Origin of the sequence: Paracidovorax avenae ATCC 19860, from assembly GCF_000176855.2 — a bacterium.
In the GTDB taxonomy this organism is placed as follows: Bacteria; Pseudomonadota; Gammaproteobacteria; order Burkholderiales; family Burkholderiaceae_C; genus Paracidovorax; species Paracidovorax avenae.
The window spans coordinates 765329-785169 of record NC_015138.1; the positions used below are offsets into that span (position 1 = coordinate 765329).

Sequence of the window (19841 nt, forward strand, 5' to 3'; positions counted from 1 at the left end):
TTCACGGACCCCTTCTACACTCCGCCCCCAAGTTCAACAGCCCGACAGGGCGAGGTGGGGGTAGCGGCCGGCCCGTAGGGGGCCTGGGTTGCGCGCGCCCGCGAATCAAGGGGGGCGCGTATGCGTCAAGGCATGGGGGGAGGGCGCACGCGTCCTGTTCGGGCGTGGATGATTCTGGCGGCACGGCTGGCATTGGCGCTGGCCGCGCTGGTGCTGCTGAGCGCCCGCGCAGGCAGCCCGGAGGTGTCGCGCGGCCTGGCATGGCTGCAGGCACAGGTCGGGGCGGACGGCGCTCTCGCGGGTAATGCACGCGGCGCCCATCCGCTGCAGGCGCTTTCCGAAACCGTGCGCACCCTGGCTGCGCTGTCCGGCCCGTCTGCCGTTGCCCCCCCGTTGACTGCACGGCTGGCAGCAGGGGCGGGAGACGACACCGAATGGATGGCGCGGGCCGCCCTGGCGTTGCGCACCGCGGGCTGCCCGTCCGATTCCCTGGAGGCTTCGCTGCGCGCGCGCCAGTCGGCCGACGGCGGCTTCCCGGCATCGGCCGCCCCCGGCGAACCCTCCACGCTCCTCGACACGCTTTGGGCCCACGACGCGCTGGCGCTGGCCGACGGCGGCACCTCCGCGGGCGCTGCGCCCGCCCGGGCATGGCTGCGTGCAGTGCAGCAGGACGACGGTGGCATGGCGGGCGAATCCGCCGGTGGGCGCGTGCAGGCCACGGCCCTGGCCGTCCAGGCATTCACGCCGGGCGCCGCGGCGGATGCCGCGCAGCAGGCCGCGGTGCTGCCCATGGTGGCGTGGCTGGCGGACCGGCAGCAGACCGACGGCAGCTGGCACGGCAGTGTCTATCTCACCGCGCTGGGCCTGCATGCGCTCACGCTGCAGGGGGCGGATTCGGCAGCGCGCGGCGCCGCCCGGCAGTGGCTGGTGGCCGCACAGGCCGCGGATGGCAGCTGGTCGGGCGACGCCTTCCTGACGGCCGTCGCCCTGCGCGCCCTGGCGGCGGAACCCCCCGCCACGCCCGTGGCCGCAGCACTGGCCGGCCGGGTGGTGGATGCCGCCAGCGGCCAGCCCCTGGCGGGCGCCACGGTGGAACTCTCGGGTGCCGCGGCGCAGGCCGCCACCTCCGGCGCGCAGGGGGCCTTCCGGTTCTCCGGGCTCGCCGCGGGCCGGTACGAACTGCGCGTGACGCTGGCCGGCTACGCGGCGCTGGTGCGCCCGGCGGAACTGGCCACCGGGCAGCAACTGGACCTGGGCCTGCTGGCCCTGGCGGGAACATCCACCACGGGGGCGATCCGCGGACAGGTGCTCGATGCGTCGGGCACGCCCGTCGGTGACGCGCTCGTGGCGCTGGACGCCGGCGCCGGCGCGCGCACCGACACGCAGGGCCGCTACCGCATCGACGGCGTGGCGCCGGGCCCCGTCGGCCTCACGGCCTCGCGCGACGGCTTCCGCGCCGTGCAGGCCAGCGGTACCCTCGCCGCGGGTCAGACGCTGGTGTTCTCGCCCACGCTCACGTCATCGTCCGAGCCGGCACCGCAGCCCACGGCGGCGCGTTTCAAGGGCCGCGCCGTGGACGGGCAGGGCCAGGGCCTGGGCGGCGTGTCGGTGGCCATTGGCGCTGCCACCACGGGTGCCACCGGTGCCACGGGATCGTTCGACCTGCAGGCGCCCGCCGGCAGCTACCGCGTGGCTTTCTCCCGCAGCGGCTACCGCTCCGCATCCGCCGACGTGCTGGCCGCGTCCGGCTCCGTGGTGGACTTCGGCGATGTCGTGTTGCAAGCCGTGCGCACCACCACCGAGGTCGCGGGCCGTGTCACCGATGCCGACACCGGGACCGCCATCGCCAATGCGGAGGTGTCGGGCGGCGGTGCCAGCGCGCGCAGCGCGGCCGACGGAAGCTATGCGCTGTCCGGCATCACCTCCACCCGCTTCGACCTGCGCGTCGTCGCCGTGGGTTATCTCACCCAGTCCTGGCGCCTGGAGGCGGCCGAGCCCGCGCAGGTGCGCAAGGACTTCGCGATGGCGCCGGCCGGCACGGGTGCCGTCCGGATCACCACGCCGGCCGCCTCCACGGGCCAGGCCGGGGCGAACGCCTCCGTCGCGGTCACGGCGTCCGTGGAGCACACCGGTGGCGATCCGCGCGACCTGGTCGCCCAACTGGCGGTGCTCGATGCCCAGGGCGCATCCATCGGCCTCGCGCCGGCCCTTGCTCCGTCGGGCAGCGAGCCGCTGGGCGCCTTCACGCTGTCGCAGGGCGAGGCGCGGCCGCTGCGCTTCGCCTGGAACACGGGGCAGTTCGCGCCCGGTGCCTATACCCTGCTGGTGCGGGTCGTCCAGGCCGGCTCCGCGAGCCGCGAGAACCCGGCCGGCCAGGTGCTCGCCACCCGCAGCCTCCCGCTGGAGATCCGGGGCGAGGCGCTGTTCGACGGCGCCGTGGCGGCCCATCCGCCGGTCGTGCGCGCACAGGCCGCCACGCCGGTCGATCTGCACGCCGTGATCCGCAGCACGGGCAACCTCGCGCTGCCCGCTCAGGCCTACCGCCTGACCATCGTGGACGAGGCGCAGGGCGATACCGTCGCCACATTCGAGGCGAGCGCAGGAGCGCTGGCGCCAAGCATGCCCGCCACGCTGTCGTTCGGCCGCTGGGTGCCCTCGCGTCCCGGCAGCTTCGCGTTGCGCCTGGCCGCTGCCACGGGCGATGCCCAGGGCGTGGCGCTGGGCCGCCTCTACGCGGGCGACACCGCCACGGGTGCCTACACGGTGGACCGGCCCGTGGTGCCCACGGGAACGCAGACCGTGCGTGCCACGGTGCGCATCACGGGCGAGGACGCGGCCACCGGCGGAACCACGAACCCGCTGTCCGCGGCCATCAAGTCGGCGATCCAGAAGAGCGTCACCTACGGCGACGTGCAGGCCGCCGCCTGGACGGCCGGCAACCAGTGCCAGGGCTGCCACGTGCAGACGCAGGCCCTCGTGGGCGGCGAGCTCTCCCGTGGCCTGACCGACCACGATCCCAGGCTGCGCAATGCCATTTACAACACCGTGGCCCTCTACCGCCAGCCCGATGGCGCGCTGCGCGACGATGCCTTCGGCTTCTCCAAGGCCGAGACGCTGCTGAACCTCTGGGCACTCAACGCCTGGCACAAGAAGGGCGAGATCACGCCCACGCTGGCGAGCGCGGCCTCCTACACCCAGCGGGTGCAGGACGGCGACGGCGGCTGGAGCACCGACTACACGGGCGGCTGGTGGACGGCGCGGGCCTCGCAGACCGCCTTCAACGTCAAGAACCTGGTGGCGGTGGCGGACCAGCTGGGGCAGCGCAAGCCGTGGGTGCAGCATGCGGCGGAGACGTTCAGCGAGGGGGGCGGGCTCTCCGGTGCCTACCACCTCTACAACGATGCCGGCCGGTTGCTGGTGACCAACAGCGATGCAGGTACGGTGGCGCAGATCGGCCAGGACGGGCGCCTCAGCGTGTTCGCGTCGGGCATCGACCGGCCTGCCGGCATGGCCATGGGGCCGGACGGGCTGCTGGTCGTCGCCAGCCGTAGCGGCATCTATTCGGTATCGCCGTCCGGCGGCACGCCACGGCTGCTCAGCCCCCTGGCGGACGCCATGGGTCCGGTGTTCACGCCGTCCGGCGACCTGTATGTCGCGCACTACGGTCACAACACGGTCTATCGCATCCTGCCTTCCGGCGAGGCCCAACCTTTCTTGTCCGGTGCTCCGCTGGCCGGTCCGACCAGCCTGGCGGTGGATACCGAAGGCCGCCTCGTCGTCGTCAACTACAACGCCCGCAAGATCGTGCGCTTCCGCCTGGACGACAAGTCCTACGACACGCCCGTCTCGCTGCTCTACGGCAATCCGCGTTCGGTGGTGAAGGAAGGTTCCGGCTGGCTGGTGGGCACGAACAACGGCGCCTACCGCTTCAACGCCGACTGGCAGGGCCAGCGCCTGAGTTTCGCTCCGGCCGAGGGCGTGGCCGTCCTGCAGGACGGCACCATCTTCACGTCCGACGGCGGGCAGCGCGTCTATAAGCTGGCCGCGCAGGCGCCCGACGTGGATGCGCTCGTCGCCGGCTACGACGCTTCGGCGCAGCGCGGTGCGCAGTGGTTGCTGAACGATGCCAACATCAACCCGTCGAGCAACCTAGAGCTCGCGCACCAGCTGATCGGCCTGGGCAGCGCCCAGCGCCGCTTTGCCGGCACGCCGCTGGCGCAGACCCTGCACGACCGCATGGCGGCCGTGGGCGCGGCACTCAAGGCGCGCCAGCGTGCCGATGGCGGCTGGGGCTGGTACGACTACCACGGCAGCGATTCGATGGTCACGGCCCAGGTGGGCTATGCGCTCGACTACCTGAACCCGAGCCCCCAGGACCCCTACATCCTCAATGCGGTGCAGTTCCTGCTGGCGCGCCAGCAGGCCGACGGCTCGTGGATGAGCGAGAACGGCCTCTTCACCACGCGCTACGGCGCCACCTCGTGGGTGGAAGTCTGGCTGCCCGTGGCGCTGGAGCGGGTGGGCGGCATCGACACCGACCTGCGCCTGCGCTTCGCGCCCGACGTGCAACTGGCCAACCCGTCGCTCGCGCCCACGCAGTCCGCTGCGCAGCCCGATGGGTCCACGGACTACCTCTGGAAGCTCGTCGGCGTGACCACCAAGGCCCGCCAGATCGAGTTCGACCTGACGCTGGACGGCCTGCGGCCCGGTGAGTCGCGGCCCTCGTCCACCTTTGCGGCGCTCACCTTCCGCAACAGCTTCCTGGGCGACAGCGTGGACGCTCCGGTGGATATTCCCGCAGTGAAGGCCTCGGCCTATCTGGGCATCGGCGTGTCCACCGACCGGGCCGCCTATCCGGCGAGCACGCCGGTGGCCATCACCGCCCGGGTGAGCAACTCCGGCGCGGGTGCCGCGTCCGGCCACGTGGCCCTGGCCATCGCCACGCCTGCGGGTGGCACGGTGGCGGACCTGGGCCGCGTGCCGTTCAGCGCGCTGGCTGCCGGTGGCACCATCGATCTGCCGGCCACCTGGAACACGGCAGACACGCAGGCCGGCAGCTACCGCGTGGTGGCACGCCTGGCCGATGCGGCGGGCCTGCCGGTCGAGGAAGCCGTGGCGGATTTCCGCATCGTCGCGGATGCGAGCGGCGGCACCGGCCTCACGGCCCGCGTGCAGACCGACCGGCGCAGCTACGAGCCCACGGACACGGTCCGCATCGCCAACCGGCTGCAGAACCTCGCGGCCAACCAGGCCTGGAACGACCTCAAAACCACCACTACCGTCACCGGCTCGGACGGCGCCGAGCGCTGGTCCGCGCAGGCGGCCGTGTCCACGCTGCCGGCCCAGGGCCTGCATGACTTCGGCCATGTGCTGCCGCCTTCCGGCCTGCCAGCGGGTGATTACGCCGTGCGCCTGGTGGCCCGCAGCGCCGGGGGCGAGACCGTGGCGAGCGCCACCACCACGTTCACCGTGCGCAGCACGGCCGATACCGGCGCCGGCGTGCGCGGCACGCTGCAGGCGCAGCCCGCCGTCGCCGCCATCGGCGAGCCCGTGCAGCTGTCGCTCGCGCTGGACAACGCCGGCAACGCCGACGTGCGCAACGCCACGGTGCGCGTGCGCATCCTGGACGCCGGCAGCGACCGCGTCGTCGCCACCTTCACGCGCCCGGGCGTGGACCTGGTGCGGGGCACGCCGCTGACCCTGTCCTGGCCCTGGACGGCCGACGGCACGCCCGGCACCATCCTGCCCGCGGCCGCATCCATCGAGGTCGCTGCCGGGCAGGAGGTGACCTTGTCCACCACCACGATCCAGCTGCGCCAGGCGGCCCCGGCGGCGACCGTCACCGCGGCCATCGGCAACGGCAGCGATGCGCGCCTGCTGGTCCTGGTGGCTTGCAGCGCGGCGGACGACGGGCAGCCGCCGTCCGCGGCCTGCGACGAGGCCAAGGCCCAGGCCCTGCGGGACGACCTGGCCACCCGCGGCCTGACCGCGAAGGTGGTGACCACGCGCGCCGAGTTCGAAACCGAAATGCGCTGCGGCCGCTACAACGTGTACTGGATCAGCGGCGGCGCGCAGAAGCTCGGCGACGTGGCCGTGCGCGAAGTGCGCGAAGCCGCCCGCCGCGGCGCGGGCCTGCTGGTCGATGGCGCCACGGCGGACCGCGACGCGGTGCTGCTCGAGGCCATCGGCGTGCAGGCGCAGGGCACGTCCGGCCTGCAGGGCGCGGTCGCCACGCTCACCGGGCCGGTCTATCCGCAGGGTGGCGGGCTGCCCACGCCGGGCCAGCCGCAGCGCCTGGCCGCGCAGGGCGCCACCGTGCAGGCCACGCTCACGGGCGGCGGCGTGGCGGTGGCCGGCCGTGCCATCGGCCGCGGCCGGGGCCTCGCCATGGCCTTCAGCCTGTCCACGCTGCTGGCGCGTCCCGGCGCAGGCACGGATGCGTTCCTGGGCACGTTCGTCAGCGACACGCTGCAATACCTCACCGTGCCCGCGGTGAACACCCGCGTGCCCGGCAGCCTGCAGAGCCTGTCCACCGTGCTGCGCAACCCCGGCACGCAAGCCCTGCAGGTGACGGTGCGGGCGCGGCTGCCGCAGGGCGCGCAGGCCCTGGACGCCATCCCCGACGCCAGCGGCGCCGTCGCGGGCGCTTCGGTCGTCGAATGGAGCGTGCCGCTCGCGGCCGGTGCATCCACGCAGCTGATCCTGCACGCCACGGCCACCGCGCCGGGCCGCTACGACGTGCCGTGGGAGATTTCCGCGGTCTTGGCGGGCGCGTCCGGGGCGGCGCCCGCGGTGCAGACGCTCGCGCAATCCTTCGAGATCCGCGAGGCCATGGATCTGGCGCGCGACGCGCAGGCCGCGGCCGATGCCTTCGCGGCAGCGGGTGGCGGCAGCGCGGCGTCTTCCGCGCGCAATGCGGTCGCGTCCGCCGTGCAGTCCATGGGCCAGGGCCTGCCCGCGCAGAGCCTCGCCCCCTGGACCGCCGCCGCCGACGCCCTGCGCGGAGCGGCCGGCACGGGTGCCGACGCAGCGCGTGCCGCCATCGCCGAGGCACTGCAGTCCGCCCAGCGGCAACTGTGCGGCCAGTGGGCCTGCATCACCGGCGACCTGGACTTCCAGGTGCGCGGCCAGTCCGCCCGCGAGGTGCCCCTGCAGGACACCATCGTCGGCAGCCGCACGGTGTTCAACCGCTGCCCGCCGCAGATCAAGGACATCCCCGTCACCTCGCAGTGGGTGCTGCGGCGCACCGGCGCCACCGTGCAGCACCTGTGGGACAACCTCACGATCCCCGGCTACCAGAACAACCGCCGCGACAACGGCTGGCAGGCCCAGGGCCAGAACGGCGACGTGGTGGACGCCACGCTCACCGCCGAATGGCAGGGCCAGGTGCTGCACCTCGACCGCGACAGCTTCCGCATCGTCGTGCTCCCGCCCGTGCTGGCCGGAAGCGTCAGCGCCAGCCCCGCGCGGGCCCGCGCGGGGCAGAACGTGACCCTGTCGCGCACGGTACGCAACAGCGGGGCCATGGGCAAGGACATCCCCGTGCAGTTGCGCGTGGTCAACCTGACGCGGGGCACCGCTTCCGTCGCCTGGAGCCAGTCGATGACGCTCAACCCCGGCGAGACGAACAGCGGCAACGCCAACTGGCAGGTCCAGGGCGCGGCGGGCGACGCGCTGCGCATCGAACTGGTCGCCACCGTGAACGGCACCGTGCAGGTGCTGGGCACGGCCGGCTTCGCCATCGAGCCCTGACCGGAGGCGGACGCACAGCATGCCAACGACACCGCACTGCATATCAAAGAAATCGAGGGAGAACCCATCCATGCCATCGTCGAACACCCGCCATGCGTGGCGCCCGGTGCTGCGGCCCGTCGGCGGTTTCGTCATCGCGGCCCAGCTCGCGCTGGCGCTGCAGCCGCTGAGTGCGCTGGCGCAGGACGGCAGCGGCAACGCTGCCGCATCCAGCCCGCTCGCCCAGTCGCAACTGCGGCGCGCGGCCCAGTGGCAGCAGCGCGTGGAGACTGCGCGCGTCGCGCAGGCCCAGGCCGCCCAGCCGGCCGGCGCGCAGGCCAGCGAGCGCACCAGCCGCAACCTGGTGCGCGTGCATGACCTGGTGCGCAAGCTCGCGGGGCGCGCCGCAGCGCCGGACGTGGCGGGCCGCAAGAGCGCGCCCGCCGCCGTGCCATCCGCCGCGCGCGCAGCCCCTACCGCATCCGACGATGCCGACCGCGCGCAGATGGCCCAGTTGCTCGACGCCATCGATGCCGATACCGATGCCGTGCTGGCGGACTTCGAGGCCCAGGGTGCGGAACTGCGCGGACGCGCCGTCGGCGCGGAAATCCTGGCCCGGCACGATGCGGCCCATGCGGCCGTCCGCCTGCGTGCGGAAGAGCTGCGTGGCCTGATCCGCCAATGGCGCCAGGCACCCGGCGATGCCGCCGTGCAGGCCCTGGCTGCCTACTTCGAGCGCTATCCTGCTGCCAAGCCCCAGGTGCCCACGGGCGCGGGGCCGCTGCCCTGGAGCACACCGAAGCCCACGGAACGCCTGCCTGCGGAAACCCGCGCTGCCTGGTACCGCCACACTTACGCCGCCGAGGGCGTGCAGCTGGCCCAGGCCGGCTCCGGCCCGGGCGGCCTGCATTTCGACGTGCCGCCCGAGCCCGGCGAGGCCCCGGTGGCCGACGACCTCGCGGCCACGCCCGAAGTCACCCTCACCGCCGCGATCCGCGCCAAGGCCGAAGAGCTGGGCCGCAACCCGGTGGACATCCAGAATTGGGTGCGCAACACCATCGAATGGGTGCCCACCTGGGGCGCGATCCAGAACGCCCAGGACACGCTGGACAAGCGGCGCGGCAACGCCATCGACATCGCCGGCCTGCAGATCGCCCTGCTGCGCGCGGCCGGCATTCCGGCCCGCTACCAGTTCGGCACCGTGCAGGTCCCCATCGCCCAGGCGATGAACTGGGTGGGCAACGCGCAGAACGCCCAGGCCGCGCAGCAGCTCATGGCGCAGGGCGGCATCGCCACGCGCCTGCTGGTGAGCGACGGCCAGCCCGTGGCCCTGCGCATGGAACACGCCTGGGTGCAGGCCTACGTGAACTGGGCGCCCGCGCGCGGCTCGGTCAACGGCAGCGCCACGCAGCACCCGAACCCGCAGGGCCCGCTCAATGCCTGGGTGCCGCTGGATGCGAGCTTCAAGCAATACGACTACGCCGCCGGCATGGACCTGCAGGCCGCCGTGCCGCTCGATGCGCAGGCCCTGCTCGCCGCGGCGCAGAGCGGCGCCACCGTGAACGCGCAGGAAGGCTGGGTGCAGAACCTTAACCAGGCGGCCATCCAGGCCCAGATGGAGGGCTACCAGGCGCGCCTGAAGGCCTACATCGACGGCCGCAAGGCCGATGCCACCGTGGGCGACGTCATCGGCCGCAAGATCGTGGCCCAAAGGGTGTCCAGCGTGCTCGCAGGCGTCACGCCCCTGGCGCGCGTGCAGGCCGCACAGCAGGCCACTGCCGTGCCCGAGGCCCTGCGCCACCGCTTCCGCTACACCCTCTCCGACGCCTGGGGCAACGAACTGCTCACCTACACCCAGGCCACGAGCGAACTCGTGGGCCGCCGCTTCACCCTGGCCTACGAGCCGGCCGACACCGCGAGCGCGGACCTGATCGCCAGCTACCTGCCCAAGCCGCATGCGGACGGCAGCCCGATCCAGCCGGGCGAACTGCCCACCAGCCTGCCGGGCTACCTGATCCGGCTCAAGCCGCGCCTGATGCTGGACGGCCAGGTGGTGGCGCAGGGCACGCAGGCCGTGGCCATGGGGTCCGAACTGGTGGGCCAGGGCGGCTTCTCCGTGCTGGGCGATGCATCGCAGCAATGGGACCTGAATTCGGACGCGAGCCACGTGGCGGGCCAGGCCACGGCCATCGGCATCAGCGCCGGCGGCATCAGCGCGCGGCAACTGGATGCGCTGAAGGACCGGCTGGAACAGTCCAAGGGGCTGCTGCAGACCGGCAGCGTGGAGGGCCTGACAGGCGAGCGCCTGAGCGGCGACCTGCTCACCGCCGTGATCTGGAGCTGGTTCGCGGCCACGGAAAGCCACAGCCGGCTGAGCCAGCGCGCCGCCGGCATGGTGGAGAACCCGGGGCTGAGCTACGGGCTGTTCCACGCGGTGGCGCAACCCGTGTACAGCTGGGGCGTGGTGCGGCGGGTGGAGTTCCCCGGGGTGAACATCGACATCGGGCACATGCGCAACCTGGCCTGGTCGCGGAGCAACGACAAGGCCCAATGGGTGGCGTACAACCGGATGCGGGGCCAATACATGAGCGCGCTGGAGCACGCGGTGCCGGAGCGTTTCTTCAATGATCCGGCGAAATGCAACCTGGCGGGCAGCGCCAATCCGGTGGCTGGGCTGCCGGACTGTCCGCAAGGCATCAGCGCAGTGAAGGCGCTGGGGCTGGCCGCGCAGCAGGGCCAGAGGATCTACACGATCACGCCGCAGGTCTACGCGAACCAGCCCAACATCGTGAACACGGCGCTGGTGGCGCACAGCCCGGGCACCCGGGCGAAAGTGCAGGCGGCGCTGGACGAGAGCAAGGAGGTGACCATCCACGAGGCGCCGATTGCGCAGAGCGGGTGGGTGGGGGCGGGGTTTACGGTGATCGAGCAGGGGACGGGGGCGGGGGCTTATACGATTGAAGGCGGGAGTCAAGGAGGGTGGTTGGCGTTGGCATCTGCCGCACTGTCTGGGCTGGTGGACTCCCTGACTCAGAAATTAAGAAATCCTAACGCTGTTAACGGACCTTTAAATGAAATATCAAGGTCTTACTATATAAATGCTATGTCCAAGGCGACAACTGCGGTGACTTTCATGAAGTCAATTTATGATCTTGTGGATTCTGATGTATCCACTCCTAAAAAGATTGCTCAGATAGTATTGACTCTCTGCTTTACAGTCGCTGCCATGGAAGGCGCCGCCGCTTTGGGAGCATTCTTTGCTAGTCCTTTGACTGGAGCGGTAATGGCAATCATGCTTGCCGTGGTGCTCGCATATTTCTTATTGGAGCTGAATGAGGCCATATCAAATCTATGAAGAAAAAATTTTTAACTTACCTGCTGCCATTGTTAATTATTGCGGTAGGCGCAACGATCTCCTTTTCCATAGGAAAAATATTCGATTTAGGAGAGGTTAATATATTTATTATCATTATAATTGTTATAGCTTTTTGTTTTTTGGAAATAAATGTGATAAAAAAATTCCCCGAAGAGCTACTTGTTTATATGAGCTTGGATGGAAAGATGTTTCCTTTTTTTTCGGTTGGGGTGGGAGCTGGATTAATTTTGTTAAAGAATTAATCGATGATGATCGCTATTTCTAGCAGGCTAAGAGCGGCTAACACGACCTGTTCATAGCCCAGCGCGAAGCAGCTATGCTTGGCGCCCTCATGGCAAGAAGACCCGTCAGCAAAGAACTGTGGCGACAGCTGCAGCCGCTCATCCCGGCCTTCGTGCCCTCGGCCAAAGGCGGGGCGCGCAAGCGCACCGTCAGCGATGAAGCCGCACTCAATGGCATCCTATTCGTGCTGCACACCGGCATCGCCTGGGAGGACCTGCCGCAGGAACTCGGTTTTGGCAGTGGCATGACGTGCTGGCGGCGGCTGCGCGACTGGAACGCTGCCGGGGTGTGGGAGAAGCTGCACCACGCCATGCTGGTGCGCCTGCGCGAGCACGACCAGATCGATTGGAGCCGGGCAAGCATCGATGGCTCGTCGGTACCAAGCCCCCGGGGGGCCAGGAAACAGGGCCCAACCCCACGGACAGAGGCAAACTCGGCTCCAAGCGGCACATCGTCGTAGACGCGCGGGGCATTCCGCTGGTGGTGCTGGTCAGTGGTGCGAATCGGCACGATTCGATGATGTTCGAGAAATGCATCGATGCTCTGCCAGCCGTCAGGGGACTGCAGGGCAAGCCGCGTCGCAGGCCATCGAAGCTGCACGCCGACAAGGGCTACGACTATGAGCGCTGCCGTGTCTTCCTGAGACAGCGGGGCATCGCCAGCCGGATTGCCAGACGAGGCATCGAAAGCAGCGAGCGGCTGGGTCGGCATCGGTGGGTGGTGGAGAGAACGCACGGATGGTTTGCAGGCTTCGGCAAGCTGCGCATCCGATTCGAGAGGCGGCTGGACATCCACGAAGCGCTATTGAAACTGGCGGCAGCGATCATCTGCGCGCGCTTCGTGGATCGGTGGTGTTAGCCGCTCTAAGGGGCTGCTGCGGACCGGCAGCGTGGACGGCCTGACGGGCGAGTGCCTGAGCGGCGACCTGCTCACCGCCGTGATCTGGAGCTGGTTCGCGGCCACGGACAGCCACAGCCGGCTGAGCCAGCGCGCCGCCGGCATGGTGGAGAACCCGGGGCTGAGCTACGGGCTGTTCCACGCGGTGGCGCAGCCGGTGTACAGCTGGGGCGTGGTGTGCCGGGTGGAGTTCCCCGGGGTGAACATCGACATCGGGCACATCCGCAACCTGGCTTGGTCGCGGAACAACGACAAGGCCCAATGGGTGGCGTACAACCGGATGCGGGGCCAGTACATGAGCGCACTGGAGCACGCGGTGCCGGAACGATTCTTCAATGATCCGGCGAAATGCAACCTCGCAGGCAGCACCAACCCGGTGGCCGGGTTGCCGGACTGCCCCCAAGGCATCAGCGCGGTGAAGGCGCTGGGGCTGGCCGCGCAGCAAGGCCAGAAGATCTACACGATCACGCCGGAGGTCTATGCGAACCAGCCCCACATCGTGAACACGGCGCTGGTGGCGCACAGCCCGGGCACGCGGGCAAAGGTGCAGGCGGCGCTGGACGAGGGCAAGGAGGTGGCCATCCACGAGGCGCCGATTGCGCAGAGCGGGTGGGTGGGGGGCGGGGTTTACGGTGATTGAGGAGGGAACGGGGGCTGGGGCTTACACGATTGAAGGGGGAGTAATGGAGGAGGCTTGTATGAGTTTATCTTTGGCGCAGGCATAGGCGCGCTTTTGATTGCCTCCGGTCTTATTGTTGGCCAGGCGTTCAGTGCATTGATGCTTTCTACCTTTGGCTAGGCCCTTTAATTTTGTTCTCGCTGTCAGTCGTATTGTTTGCTGTGAGCGGGGATGCTGCTCTGTCGTGCGTCCGGTCCTGAATCGAATAATGCAATTTTATACGGGTGGATCATGAGCGATGTTGAAATAATTTGGTGGACTGCAGCTTTTCTTGGTATTTTATTTTTGGTATTTTATGATTTGCTCTGTTTAATTGTCCTGCTCTTCGCTTTGGGCTTGCTTTCCGTTAAATTTATTTTTTTCACGGATGATTTTTTAAATTATCTTATCAGACTTGTTGTTGCAATTGTTCTTGGAGGGTTGGCAATACGAACGAAAGTGGGCGGCGCATCAATATTGTCGCTGTGTTTGCTTTTGTCATCCATGTGGATTCATGGATCCAGCCCCGATGTTTTGATTTTCGGTGGCGTCTTGCTTGTTTTTGTAATGCCTATGCTGTTCGTAAAACTGCGTGGTTTTGGCGGACCTATGAGTATCTGTTTTTTGGGCATAAAAAAATTAGATGATGCCGCAGGAAGATTCTTTGTGCCTTTATTCTGGATTGCTATGGTCTTCCCGTTTGTAATGCTATTTATAACTCGAAGAGGTATTGCTTGATGGGTTTATTTATTTCATTAAATATGCTAAATAGCTATTCGCGATTTCTCATTCATTCGGTGTCTTTTGTGCCAGGAGGCCTGGAAGAATCAACAAGATCAAAGCCGAAATCAGAGTTAAATCCTGTTTCGCGGTACCGTAGCAGTTATTCGGCGACCCGGCGATATACAACTTGGCAGGGAGCACCAACCTGGTGGCAGGGCTACCGGACCGCCCCAAGGCATCAGCTCGTTAGAGCGCCGGGACTGGCCGCGCAGCAGAGCCAAGGGCCACGGCGGGTGGCTTTGTACATAGGGTTCTTTTGCTGCCTCCGTGGCTATATTAGAAATGGTCGCGGAGATCCTATTGGGACATTGAAAATCTCCGCTGAAAATGAATATTCAAAATATCGAAGGCATGGCCCTGTTTGTTTCGGAGGCACGCGAGATTGAGCATATGCTCATACCTCAAATAGCAATAGTTGGCATTGACTCGGCATTGCTGAAACTTGCTGAAGTCCTGAAAGAAATGAAAGTCGAAGGAAATGAAGAGGTTCGATTGAAAACCAGCTTCGATGAGCATGATGGGGAGATGGTTTTGAGGGTATATGGGAGACTTTATTCTGGCTTGAGTGAATTTCAATTGCCGGAAAGCTTCGGGTGGATTTGTCCGCTAAGAGGGATTGAAATTGACTATTGCGATAGACCCGCATTTGGCCTTGACCTCAGATCTGATAACGAGCAGCGAGTTTTGTTTTCAATGGGTGAGGTTGCTGCCAAAGTAATTGGTGAATTGCTCGATATCTTTGTGGCTGAAAAGGGGGCGGAGAGATTCCCCCTGGAACATGATGGTTATATGCCGTCTATCTCTCCTTTGAGCTACGAGCTTATTTTTCTCAAAGCTGGCTCGACGCTTGGCAGAAATATGCTTGCAGGGTGATTAAATGTCGGGTTGGCTTGTTGGGTAGTTGGTCTTGCGACTGGGATGGAATAATTTTCGATTGATCAACCTGTTTTGTGATGAAATATTTAATTCCGGCTATAAGTGTCTTTCTTCTTGGATTCGCATCTTTGGGGTTGAGCGAAAAAAGACGTAGAAAAACAGCAACCAAAAAAGATTATTTGTTATATTTTTTCTCATTGCTGTTATTTATTTTGATGGTGTCTAATAAAGACGTGCGGGAGTTTGGTGCGAATATATGGTGGGCACATGGGTAGAAAATTGTGTGTCCAATAATTGGCCTATAACTTCACTGAACTGAATGAATTTCCGGTATATGGGGTCATTGTGAAGATGGTTTTGGTTTTTATTTTCTGCTTGTCATTGTTGGCAAACTATTTTGCTTGGAAATATTTGGCTCAGCCTTGGGATTTCTTTGCAATGGTGATTTCCGTGGTGGTTGCTTGGTCGACTTTTAGAAAACTAGTTAGACCATCTAGAGCTGTAAAGATGAATGGTGACGAGCCGCGCTGATTAATTGATGGCAGCAGCAGGGAGGGGGTAGTCGTTTTTGAATATCAAGCCTCATGGTGGCGGTTATGTGATATGAGTTTGGCTTATTAAATATGATTGAGTATTTTGCTTCAATGCTCTATCAATGGATAAAAATATATCCGCTGGTTAGTCTCCTGCTGTTCTTTCTTGCGTTCAGTGCTGGAATGAGAAACGGCTTGCATGGATGGTTGACTTTTTTGATTTTGATATTGATTTCGGCTGTGTGCTTTTTGCTGGAAGGGTTTTTCTACGGTGCTTTACAGGTGCTGGCGTTGATTTTGGGAGGCTATTATTACTACCGCCTTGGCAGAAATAAAGTCAGTCTGCATAAGGGGTGAAGGTTATTCTGAGCTGCGGATGCCCCAGCGGTGGCGCCGCTAGTAGGAAGAGCCTTCATGGGATTTGCATTGAAGTCGGAGGTGAAATCATGCATGCGTCTGGCAAGAGTGATGGTAAGTATGGACTGTTTGTCCTGTTGCTCACAGTGATGGTGGGTATTTGGGGTGGAGATTTATATTCTTTTAGAGGCTTGGTCGTTCTGTGCTGTGCATTTGGAGTTTTTCTGATTTTCTTGGATGTCTATAAGAGAGCGCCGAAATAATCCGCAGCTTGCAGTGAAAGCAATCTCCGACCGAGCCAGGACGACGCCGGCATAGTGGACGGCTGAGGGCCGAGCTGAGGCTCACTGTTGGTTCTTCAGGGATTCCAGAAGAAACGCTTGTATATATGAGTTTGGATGGAAAGATGTTTCCTTTCTTTTCTGTCGGATTAGGAAGCGGTTTGATCTTGTTGGGAAATTAATATCGATACTGATCATCTGTCTTGCAGTTCAGAACGCAGAAAGGTTGGCCGCACTGGATAGGCTTTATCACACAGTGGCGCAGCCCATTGACAGCTGGGGCGTGGCACTGGAGGCTGAGTTCCCTGAAGTGAGCGGTGATATCGAGTTCCGAGGTAAATGGTTATTTCGTCGATCGATATGAAAATATATCCATGGCATTTTTCTGTTAATGAATTATTGTCGTTCTTCGTTGTATTTTTGTTATGAATAAATTTTTATGTCTCTTGTCATTGCTGAATTAATTTTTGCTTTTTATCTTTTGATTGCTGGTGAAGTTTTTTACTACTTGATAGAGGGCGATTTGCGTCATGCTGTTGCGAAAATTTTGCTTCGCATCCTGCTGGTTTTTGGTGCTCCGCTGATCGTTGGTTATATTGTCTTCGGTGCCACGGTGTCCATGGCGGTGCTGATGTTTTCCTATCTCGCTGGGGTTTTTATTTGCGGCATTTATTTGAAGCCGATAATAATTGAGAGACAACATCAAATTCTTCTGGATCTGCCATATTTCGATATGGAGAAATATCCTTTCTTGAGTGCTGGATCGCTTGTCATTGCTTACTGGGTGATGGCAGCTCTTTTCATCAAGGAAATTATTGAATAATTTTCGATATGCCGTTTTGATTTCTCGAGAAGAGTGCGCCTGGTATGGTGCGAACGGAATTGTGGACGCTCAGCGACGGATGTTCCAGTGTAAGCAAGGGCTTGGTCGGTCTGATGCGTGAAGCACTCACGCGGATATTCTTGATGGCAGGAGTTGGTGCATGCAGGATCTGCTTTTGGTTTTTTATCTGGCAAGCCTCGGTGCCTTGGCTGGGGTGCTGCTCGTTGGTCTGAAACGGGTAAGGTTCGAGTTCGCGATTGTTTTTTTCTTGATCATCACTTTGTTTGCCGGACTTTGTTTGAAGGCCGCTATCGGCGCGATGGACGCCTGGTGGAAGCTGGGTGCTGTGGCCGCGGTGTCATGCCTCTGCTTCGTGGTTGCCTGCCGAAGCTGGAGCGAGGAAGCCACGGCGGTGGGCGGTCAGTCGAGATGGTCTCAAGCACTGTTCGCGCTGGTGCTGCTGGGCTTCAGCACCGGCTATGCATTCCATAGCGACGTATTGATGATGGGCTTCCTGGTGGGGCGCGATGAGCAGCTGGCGATGTGGCCCTTATGGCTGTCCGGTACGCTGGCGATGGGCCTTGTGGGAATGAGGCTGCTGCTTCAGCTGTCGAAAAAATCGCCGCGCCGGGCGAAATCTGAAGGACGCTAGTGCCATGAGTGCATTGCTGCGCTACCAGGAGTTGTTCGCCCTGGCGCTGGAGGGGGATGGGCTGCCTCTCAGCGAGTTCATCGACAAAGTCCGGCTCGGTGAGGTTTCGCTCAGCGAGGTGGATGAAATCGTCGAGCATATAAAGCAGTCATATGACGGCCTTCCCTGCCGCCTCAGGGCAACCGCGCTGACGTGTCTCTTTCAAATGCATGCCGAAGCAGGCTATGAAGTGGCTCGACGCGATCTTCCCAAGGTGGTCGCGGAGTTCCGCAGGCATGCGGGCTATCTGCACCAGGTGGTCGGTTTGCTGGTGAAGCACCGGGGGCTCCGGGTCCCCCTGGCACAGGATGATTACGACACGACCATGAGGGTCGCTTTCGCGTTGAACGAGGGCATCGATGTGAACAGGTTTTTGAAGAAATGATTTCTAACGTCGAACCGGTCCACACGACGCTCTGGGTTTTGATGGGGAGGATGCATGAATTTGCTGTCATGCTATGACAATGCGATTGGCTTGGCCGAGACCGGTGATTTCTCCGGGTTGGACAGCTTTTTCAAGCAATGGGGGAGCAGCCCCTCCTCCGGGGCGAATCGGGGCGAATGGCTGGACCATATGCTGCTGGGATACGGTGCCCTGGACGTTTCCATCAAGGCCTATTTGCTGGATGCCCTGGTGACGATCGACATGGAAGCTGCATGCAGGCTGGCGGAGAAGGATCTGGCGACTGCGTATTGGGATTTCAGATGGAGCGGCGGCGATGTCCATCAGCACCTTTCCATCATGGCCCAGATGGAAGGAGCCGACCTCCCTACGATCTGCCTGGATTACAACCAGAACATGGCGATGGCTTCGGCCGTGCTGGACGGTTCGAGTCTGAAACGGGTGTTGCATGACCAGGCCCAGCGCTAGCCCGAAAGTGGCCATTGCCGCCGCCCGTGCCGAGCTCGCGGAGGCCTATAAAGCGGCCAGGCTCGCGTTCGGCCATGTTTCACAGCGGCTGTTCGCCATCCACAACCTCTACCCTTTCGCCGAAGGGCTCAGCGCGTTCCCATCCGATGAGAACCTGGGATGGGCCCGGGCCATCGCGGCGCTTCCGGCTGACGGGCTGGAGGCGTGGGCCCGGCAACAAGGCGGATGCCGTCTTCTCGCAGCCGATGCAGAGCATCTTGCAGATCCAGAGGAGCATCCCGGCGGGCCGGTGCATGACGATGCGCCGTGCTCCTGCATCGCGGAATTCCAGGCCACCATGGAGCCGGAGCTTCTGGACGGCTCCATGCCCAGTGAGCTCGATGAATGGATCGAACGGGCCTGCGAGGGTCGTTTTGTTCCCGGAGCGGAGGCCGTGGCGCTGGCGCGGCATATCGCCCGAAACTTCGACCGTTATGGCGGGGAAGTGCAATCGAGCGTGCTTTTCTTTCTGGGCAAGATCTCACCGTCCGTGGCTTGCGAGGTGGCGCTCGACGGCTTGGGGCGCGTGCATGCGCGCGCCTGCTCCTGCTTCGAGGAGCTCCAACGCCTGGTCGATCTGATGTTGCGCCACGGGGAAGCGACTGGCCGCGAGGCGCCGGTGGATGTCGATGGGTACTTCCGGGCTGCCTACCTGCTGCTGCATCCGCCCCGGCGGCCGGCGCCATGAATCTGCTGCGGTTCCTGCTGCAGGCAGGAGGCGAAGGCTTCAGGGCCACGGAGTTTTCCTCTGCCGCGGTAAGCGCCGGTATTCCCGTGGGGGTTGTGGCCCACGTCCGGAAGCCGCAGGGTGGGCCGGCCATGGATTCCGGTTTGCCGGGCACTGGCGGCGATGCCTTCCTGCTGTGGCGATCCACCAAGGTGGACTATGCGGTATCCAGGCAGCAGTACCGGGCGCAGCAGGCGTTCGGCGCGCCGGAATTCCTGCAGTCCTGGAAGAGGGAGGAAGAGGCCATCCTGGACTACCTGGGCTGGATGGCGGACCGGCTGCCGCGCGTGTCCGATTACTGCGACGGCGCATCCTTCCTGCTGCTGAAGCTGATCTACGGCGAGGAGGAAGAGGGCGGTGCCGGCACCACGGGGTGGTTGTATTCGGCCGCGCTCATGCAGATGCTGGCCCGCATGGGTGCGGGGATGGAGGCGGATCAGGAACTGGTGGACGTCCATTTCGCCCGCGTGGAATCGGGGGCGTCCTCTTGCTCTCCCTCTCGGCGATAATCCCTCCGTGAAGCGCGCCAGACCGCCGCTGGTGCAAGTGCCGAAAGGCCGCACTGGAGGAACGTCCGGACTGCACAGGACGGCGTAGCAGCTAACGGCTGTCCACCGCGAGGTGAGGATCAGAGCAACAGAGACGAGTCCGGAAGGAGTGCCGCAAGGCAGACCAGCCGGGGTGAAACGGGCAATCTCTACGCGCAGCAATACCAAGTAGGCCAGCGTTGACGTGGTTCCGCGGAGCTGGCGGGTAGGTAGCATCGAGCCGGGCGGGCGACCCCCGGCCCAGAGTAATGGCGGTCACATGCGGGCAACTGCATGCACAGAATCCGGCTTATCGGCGCGCTTCACACTTTTGTTTTCCGTGCGCCTGCGCCCTGCAGGCGCCGCCGCACGCCTGGCGGCACCTACAC

The 19841-nt window shown here is 64.2% G+C and carries 14 protein-coding genes and 1 other RNA gene; all 15 read left to right on the forward strand.

Translation table 11 applies throughout. The features are described from left to right. Positions 1-168: 168 nt before the first annotated feature. The 15 genes from ACAV_RS03430 to rnpB all read left to right on the forward strand — a co-directional run bounded on the left by ACAV_RS03430 (position 169) and on the right by rnpB (position 19781). Positions 169-7752: a carboxypeptidase regulatory-like domain-containing protein gene (locus ACAV_RS03430; protein WP_013593183.1), complete on the forward strand. Its 7584-nt coding sequence runs from the start codon at positions 169-171 to the stop codon at positions 7750-7752. Between the two features lie 70 nt (positions 7753-7822). Further along, positions 7823-11086 carry a transglutaminase-like domain-containing protein gene (locus ACAV_RS03435; protein WP_013593184.1) on the forward strand — a complete coding sequence of 1088 codons (3264 nt, stop codon included), beginning with the start codon at positions 7823-7825 and terminating at the stop codon, positions 11084-11086. Continuing rightward, positions 11083-11349, forward strand: coding sequence for a hypothetical protein (locus ACAV_RS24465; protein ID WP_157768717.1), 267 nt, complete (start codon positions 11083-11085; stop codon positions 11347-11349). Before ACAV_RS03435 ends, ACAV_RS24465 begins: the two co-directional genes overlap by 4 nt. Before the next feature lie 89 nt (positions 11350-11438). Then, positions 11439-12247 (forward strand): IS5 family transposase gene (locus ACAV_RS23980; protein WP_167539399.1). Its coding sequence is split into 2 segments (ribosomal slippage): positions 11439-11769 and positions 11769-12247, totalling 810 coding nucleotides; the frame shifts between segments, so codons are not numbered across the junction. A gap of 31 nt (positions 12248-12278) precedes the next feature. After that, entirely contained in the window at positions 12279-12926 is a 648-nt protein-coding gene (locus ACAV_RS03450; RefSeq protein ID WP_013593185.1) for a hypothetical protein, read from the forward strand. Between the two features lie 270 nt (positions 12927-13196). Then, the gene (locus ACAV_RS24470) at positions 13197-13682 is read left to right on the forward strand and encodes a hypothetical protein (RefSeq protein WP_157768718.1); all 486 of its coding nucleotides are present in this window, start codon (positions 13197-13199) and stop codon (positions 13680-13682) included. 372 nt (positions 13683-14054) lie between these two features. Continuing rightward, complete coding sequence (locus ACAV_RS24475) at positions 14055-14600, forward strand: hypothetical protein (protein WP_157768719.1); 546 nt, start codon at positions 14055-14057, stop codon at positions 14598-14600. Positions 14601-15226: 626 nt separating this feature from the next. Further along, a complete protein-coding gene (locus ACAV_RS24480) occupies positions 15227-15493 on the forward strand; it encodes a hypothetical protein (RefSeq protein ID WP_157768720.1) in 267 nt (88 codons plus the stop codon). Between the two features lie 720 nt (positions 15494-16213). After that, complete coding sequence (locus ACAV_RS03455; protein WP_041828547.1) at positions 16214-16597, forward strand: hypothetical protein; 384 nt, start codon at positions 16214-16216, stop codon at positions 16595-16597. 160 nt (positions 16598-16757) lie between these two features. Next, positions 16758-17249 carry a hypothetical protein gene (locus ACAV_RS03460; protein WP_013593188.1) on the forward strand — a complete coding sequence of 164 codons (492 nt, stop codon included), beginning with the start codon at positions 16758-16760 and terminating at the stop codon, positions 17247-17249. Positions 17250-17253: 4 nt separating this feature from the next. After that, positions 17254-17673 carry a hypothetical protein gene (locus ACAV_RS03465; protein ID WP_013593189.1) on the forward strand — a complete coding sequence of 140 codons (420 nt, stop codon included), beginning with the start codon at positions 17254-17256 and terminating at the stop codon, positions 17671-17673. Positions 17674-17727: 54 nt separating this feature from the next. Beyond that, the gene (locus ACAV_RS03470) at positions 17728-18159 is read left to right on the forward strand and encodes a hypothetical protein (protein ID WP_013593190.1); all 432 of its coding nucleotides are present in this window, start codon (positions 17728-17730) and stop codon (positions 18157-18159) included. A gap of 7 nt (positions 18160-18166) precedes the next feature. Next, a complete protein-coding gene (locus ACAV_RS24485) occupies positions 18167-18886 on the forward strand; it encodes a hypothetical protein (protein WP_157768721.1) in 720 nt (239 codons plus the stop codon). 131 nt (positions 18887-19017) lie between these two features. Then, positions 19018-19434 (forward strand): hypothetical protein, encoded by a 417-nt coding sequence (locus tag ACAV_RS03485; protein ID WP_157768722.1) that lies wholly within the window; start codon positions 19018-19020, stop codon positions 19432-19434. Positions 19435-19443: 9 nt separating this feature from the next. Further along, positions 19444-19781: RNase P RNA component class A (rnpB, locus tag ACAV_RS23910), an RNA gene on the forward strand. Positions 19782-19841 lie beyond the last annotated feature (60 nt).

Excerpts from the sequence above, each read along its gene's own strand:
- ACAV_RS03455 (WP_041828547.1), top strand. The coding sequence starts at position 16,214 with ATGTCTCTTGTCATTGCTGAATTAATTTTTGCTTTTTATCTTTTGATT.
- ACAV_RS24465 (WP_157768717.1), top strand. The coding sequence starts at position 11,083 with ATGAAGAAAAAATTTTTAACTTACCTGCTGCCATTGTTAATTATTGCG.
- ACAV_RS03435 (WP_013593184.1), top strand. The coding sequence starts at position 7,823 with ATGCCATCGTCGAACACCCGCCATGCGTGGCGCCCGGTGCTGCGGCCC.
- ACAV_RS24480 (WP_157768720.1), top strand. The coding sequence starts at position 15,227 with ATGATTGAGTATTTTGCTTCAATGCTCTATCAATGGATAAAAATATAT.
- ACAV_RS24470 (WP_157768718.1), top strand. The coding sequence starts at position 13,197 with ATGAGCGATGTTGAAATAATTTGGTGGACTGCAGCTTTTCTTGGTATT.
- ACAV_RS24475 (WP_157768719.1), top strand. The coding sequence starts at position 14,055 with ATGAATATTCAAAATATCGAAGGCATGGCCCTGTTTGTTTCGGAGGCA.
- ACAV_RS03470 (WP_013593190.1), top strand. The coding sequence starts at position 17,728 with ATGAATTTGCTGTCATGCTATGACAATGCGATTGGCTTGGCCGAGACC.
- ACAV_RS03465 (WP_013593189.1), top strand. The coding sequence starts at position 17,254 with ATGAGTGCATTGCTGCGCTACCAGGAGTTGTTCGCCCTGGCGCTGGAG.
- ACAV_RS03460 (WP_013593188.1), top strand. The coding sequence starts at position 16,758 with ATGCAGGATCTGCTTTTGGTTTTTTATCTGGCAAGCCTCGGTGCCTTG.
- ACAV_RS03485 (WP_157768722.1), top strand. The coding sequence starts at position 19,018 with ATGGATTCCGGTTTGCCGGGCACTGGCGGCGATGCCTTCCTGCTGTGG.
- ACAV_RS03430 (WP_013593183.1), top strand. The coding sequence starts at position 169 with ATGATTCTGGCGGCACGGCTGGCATTGGCGCTGGCCGCGCTGGTGCTG.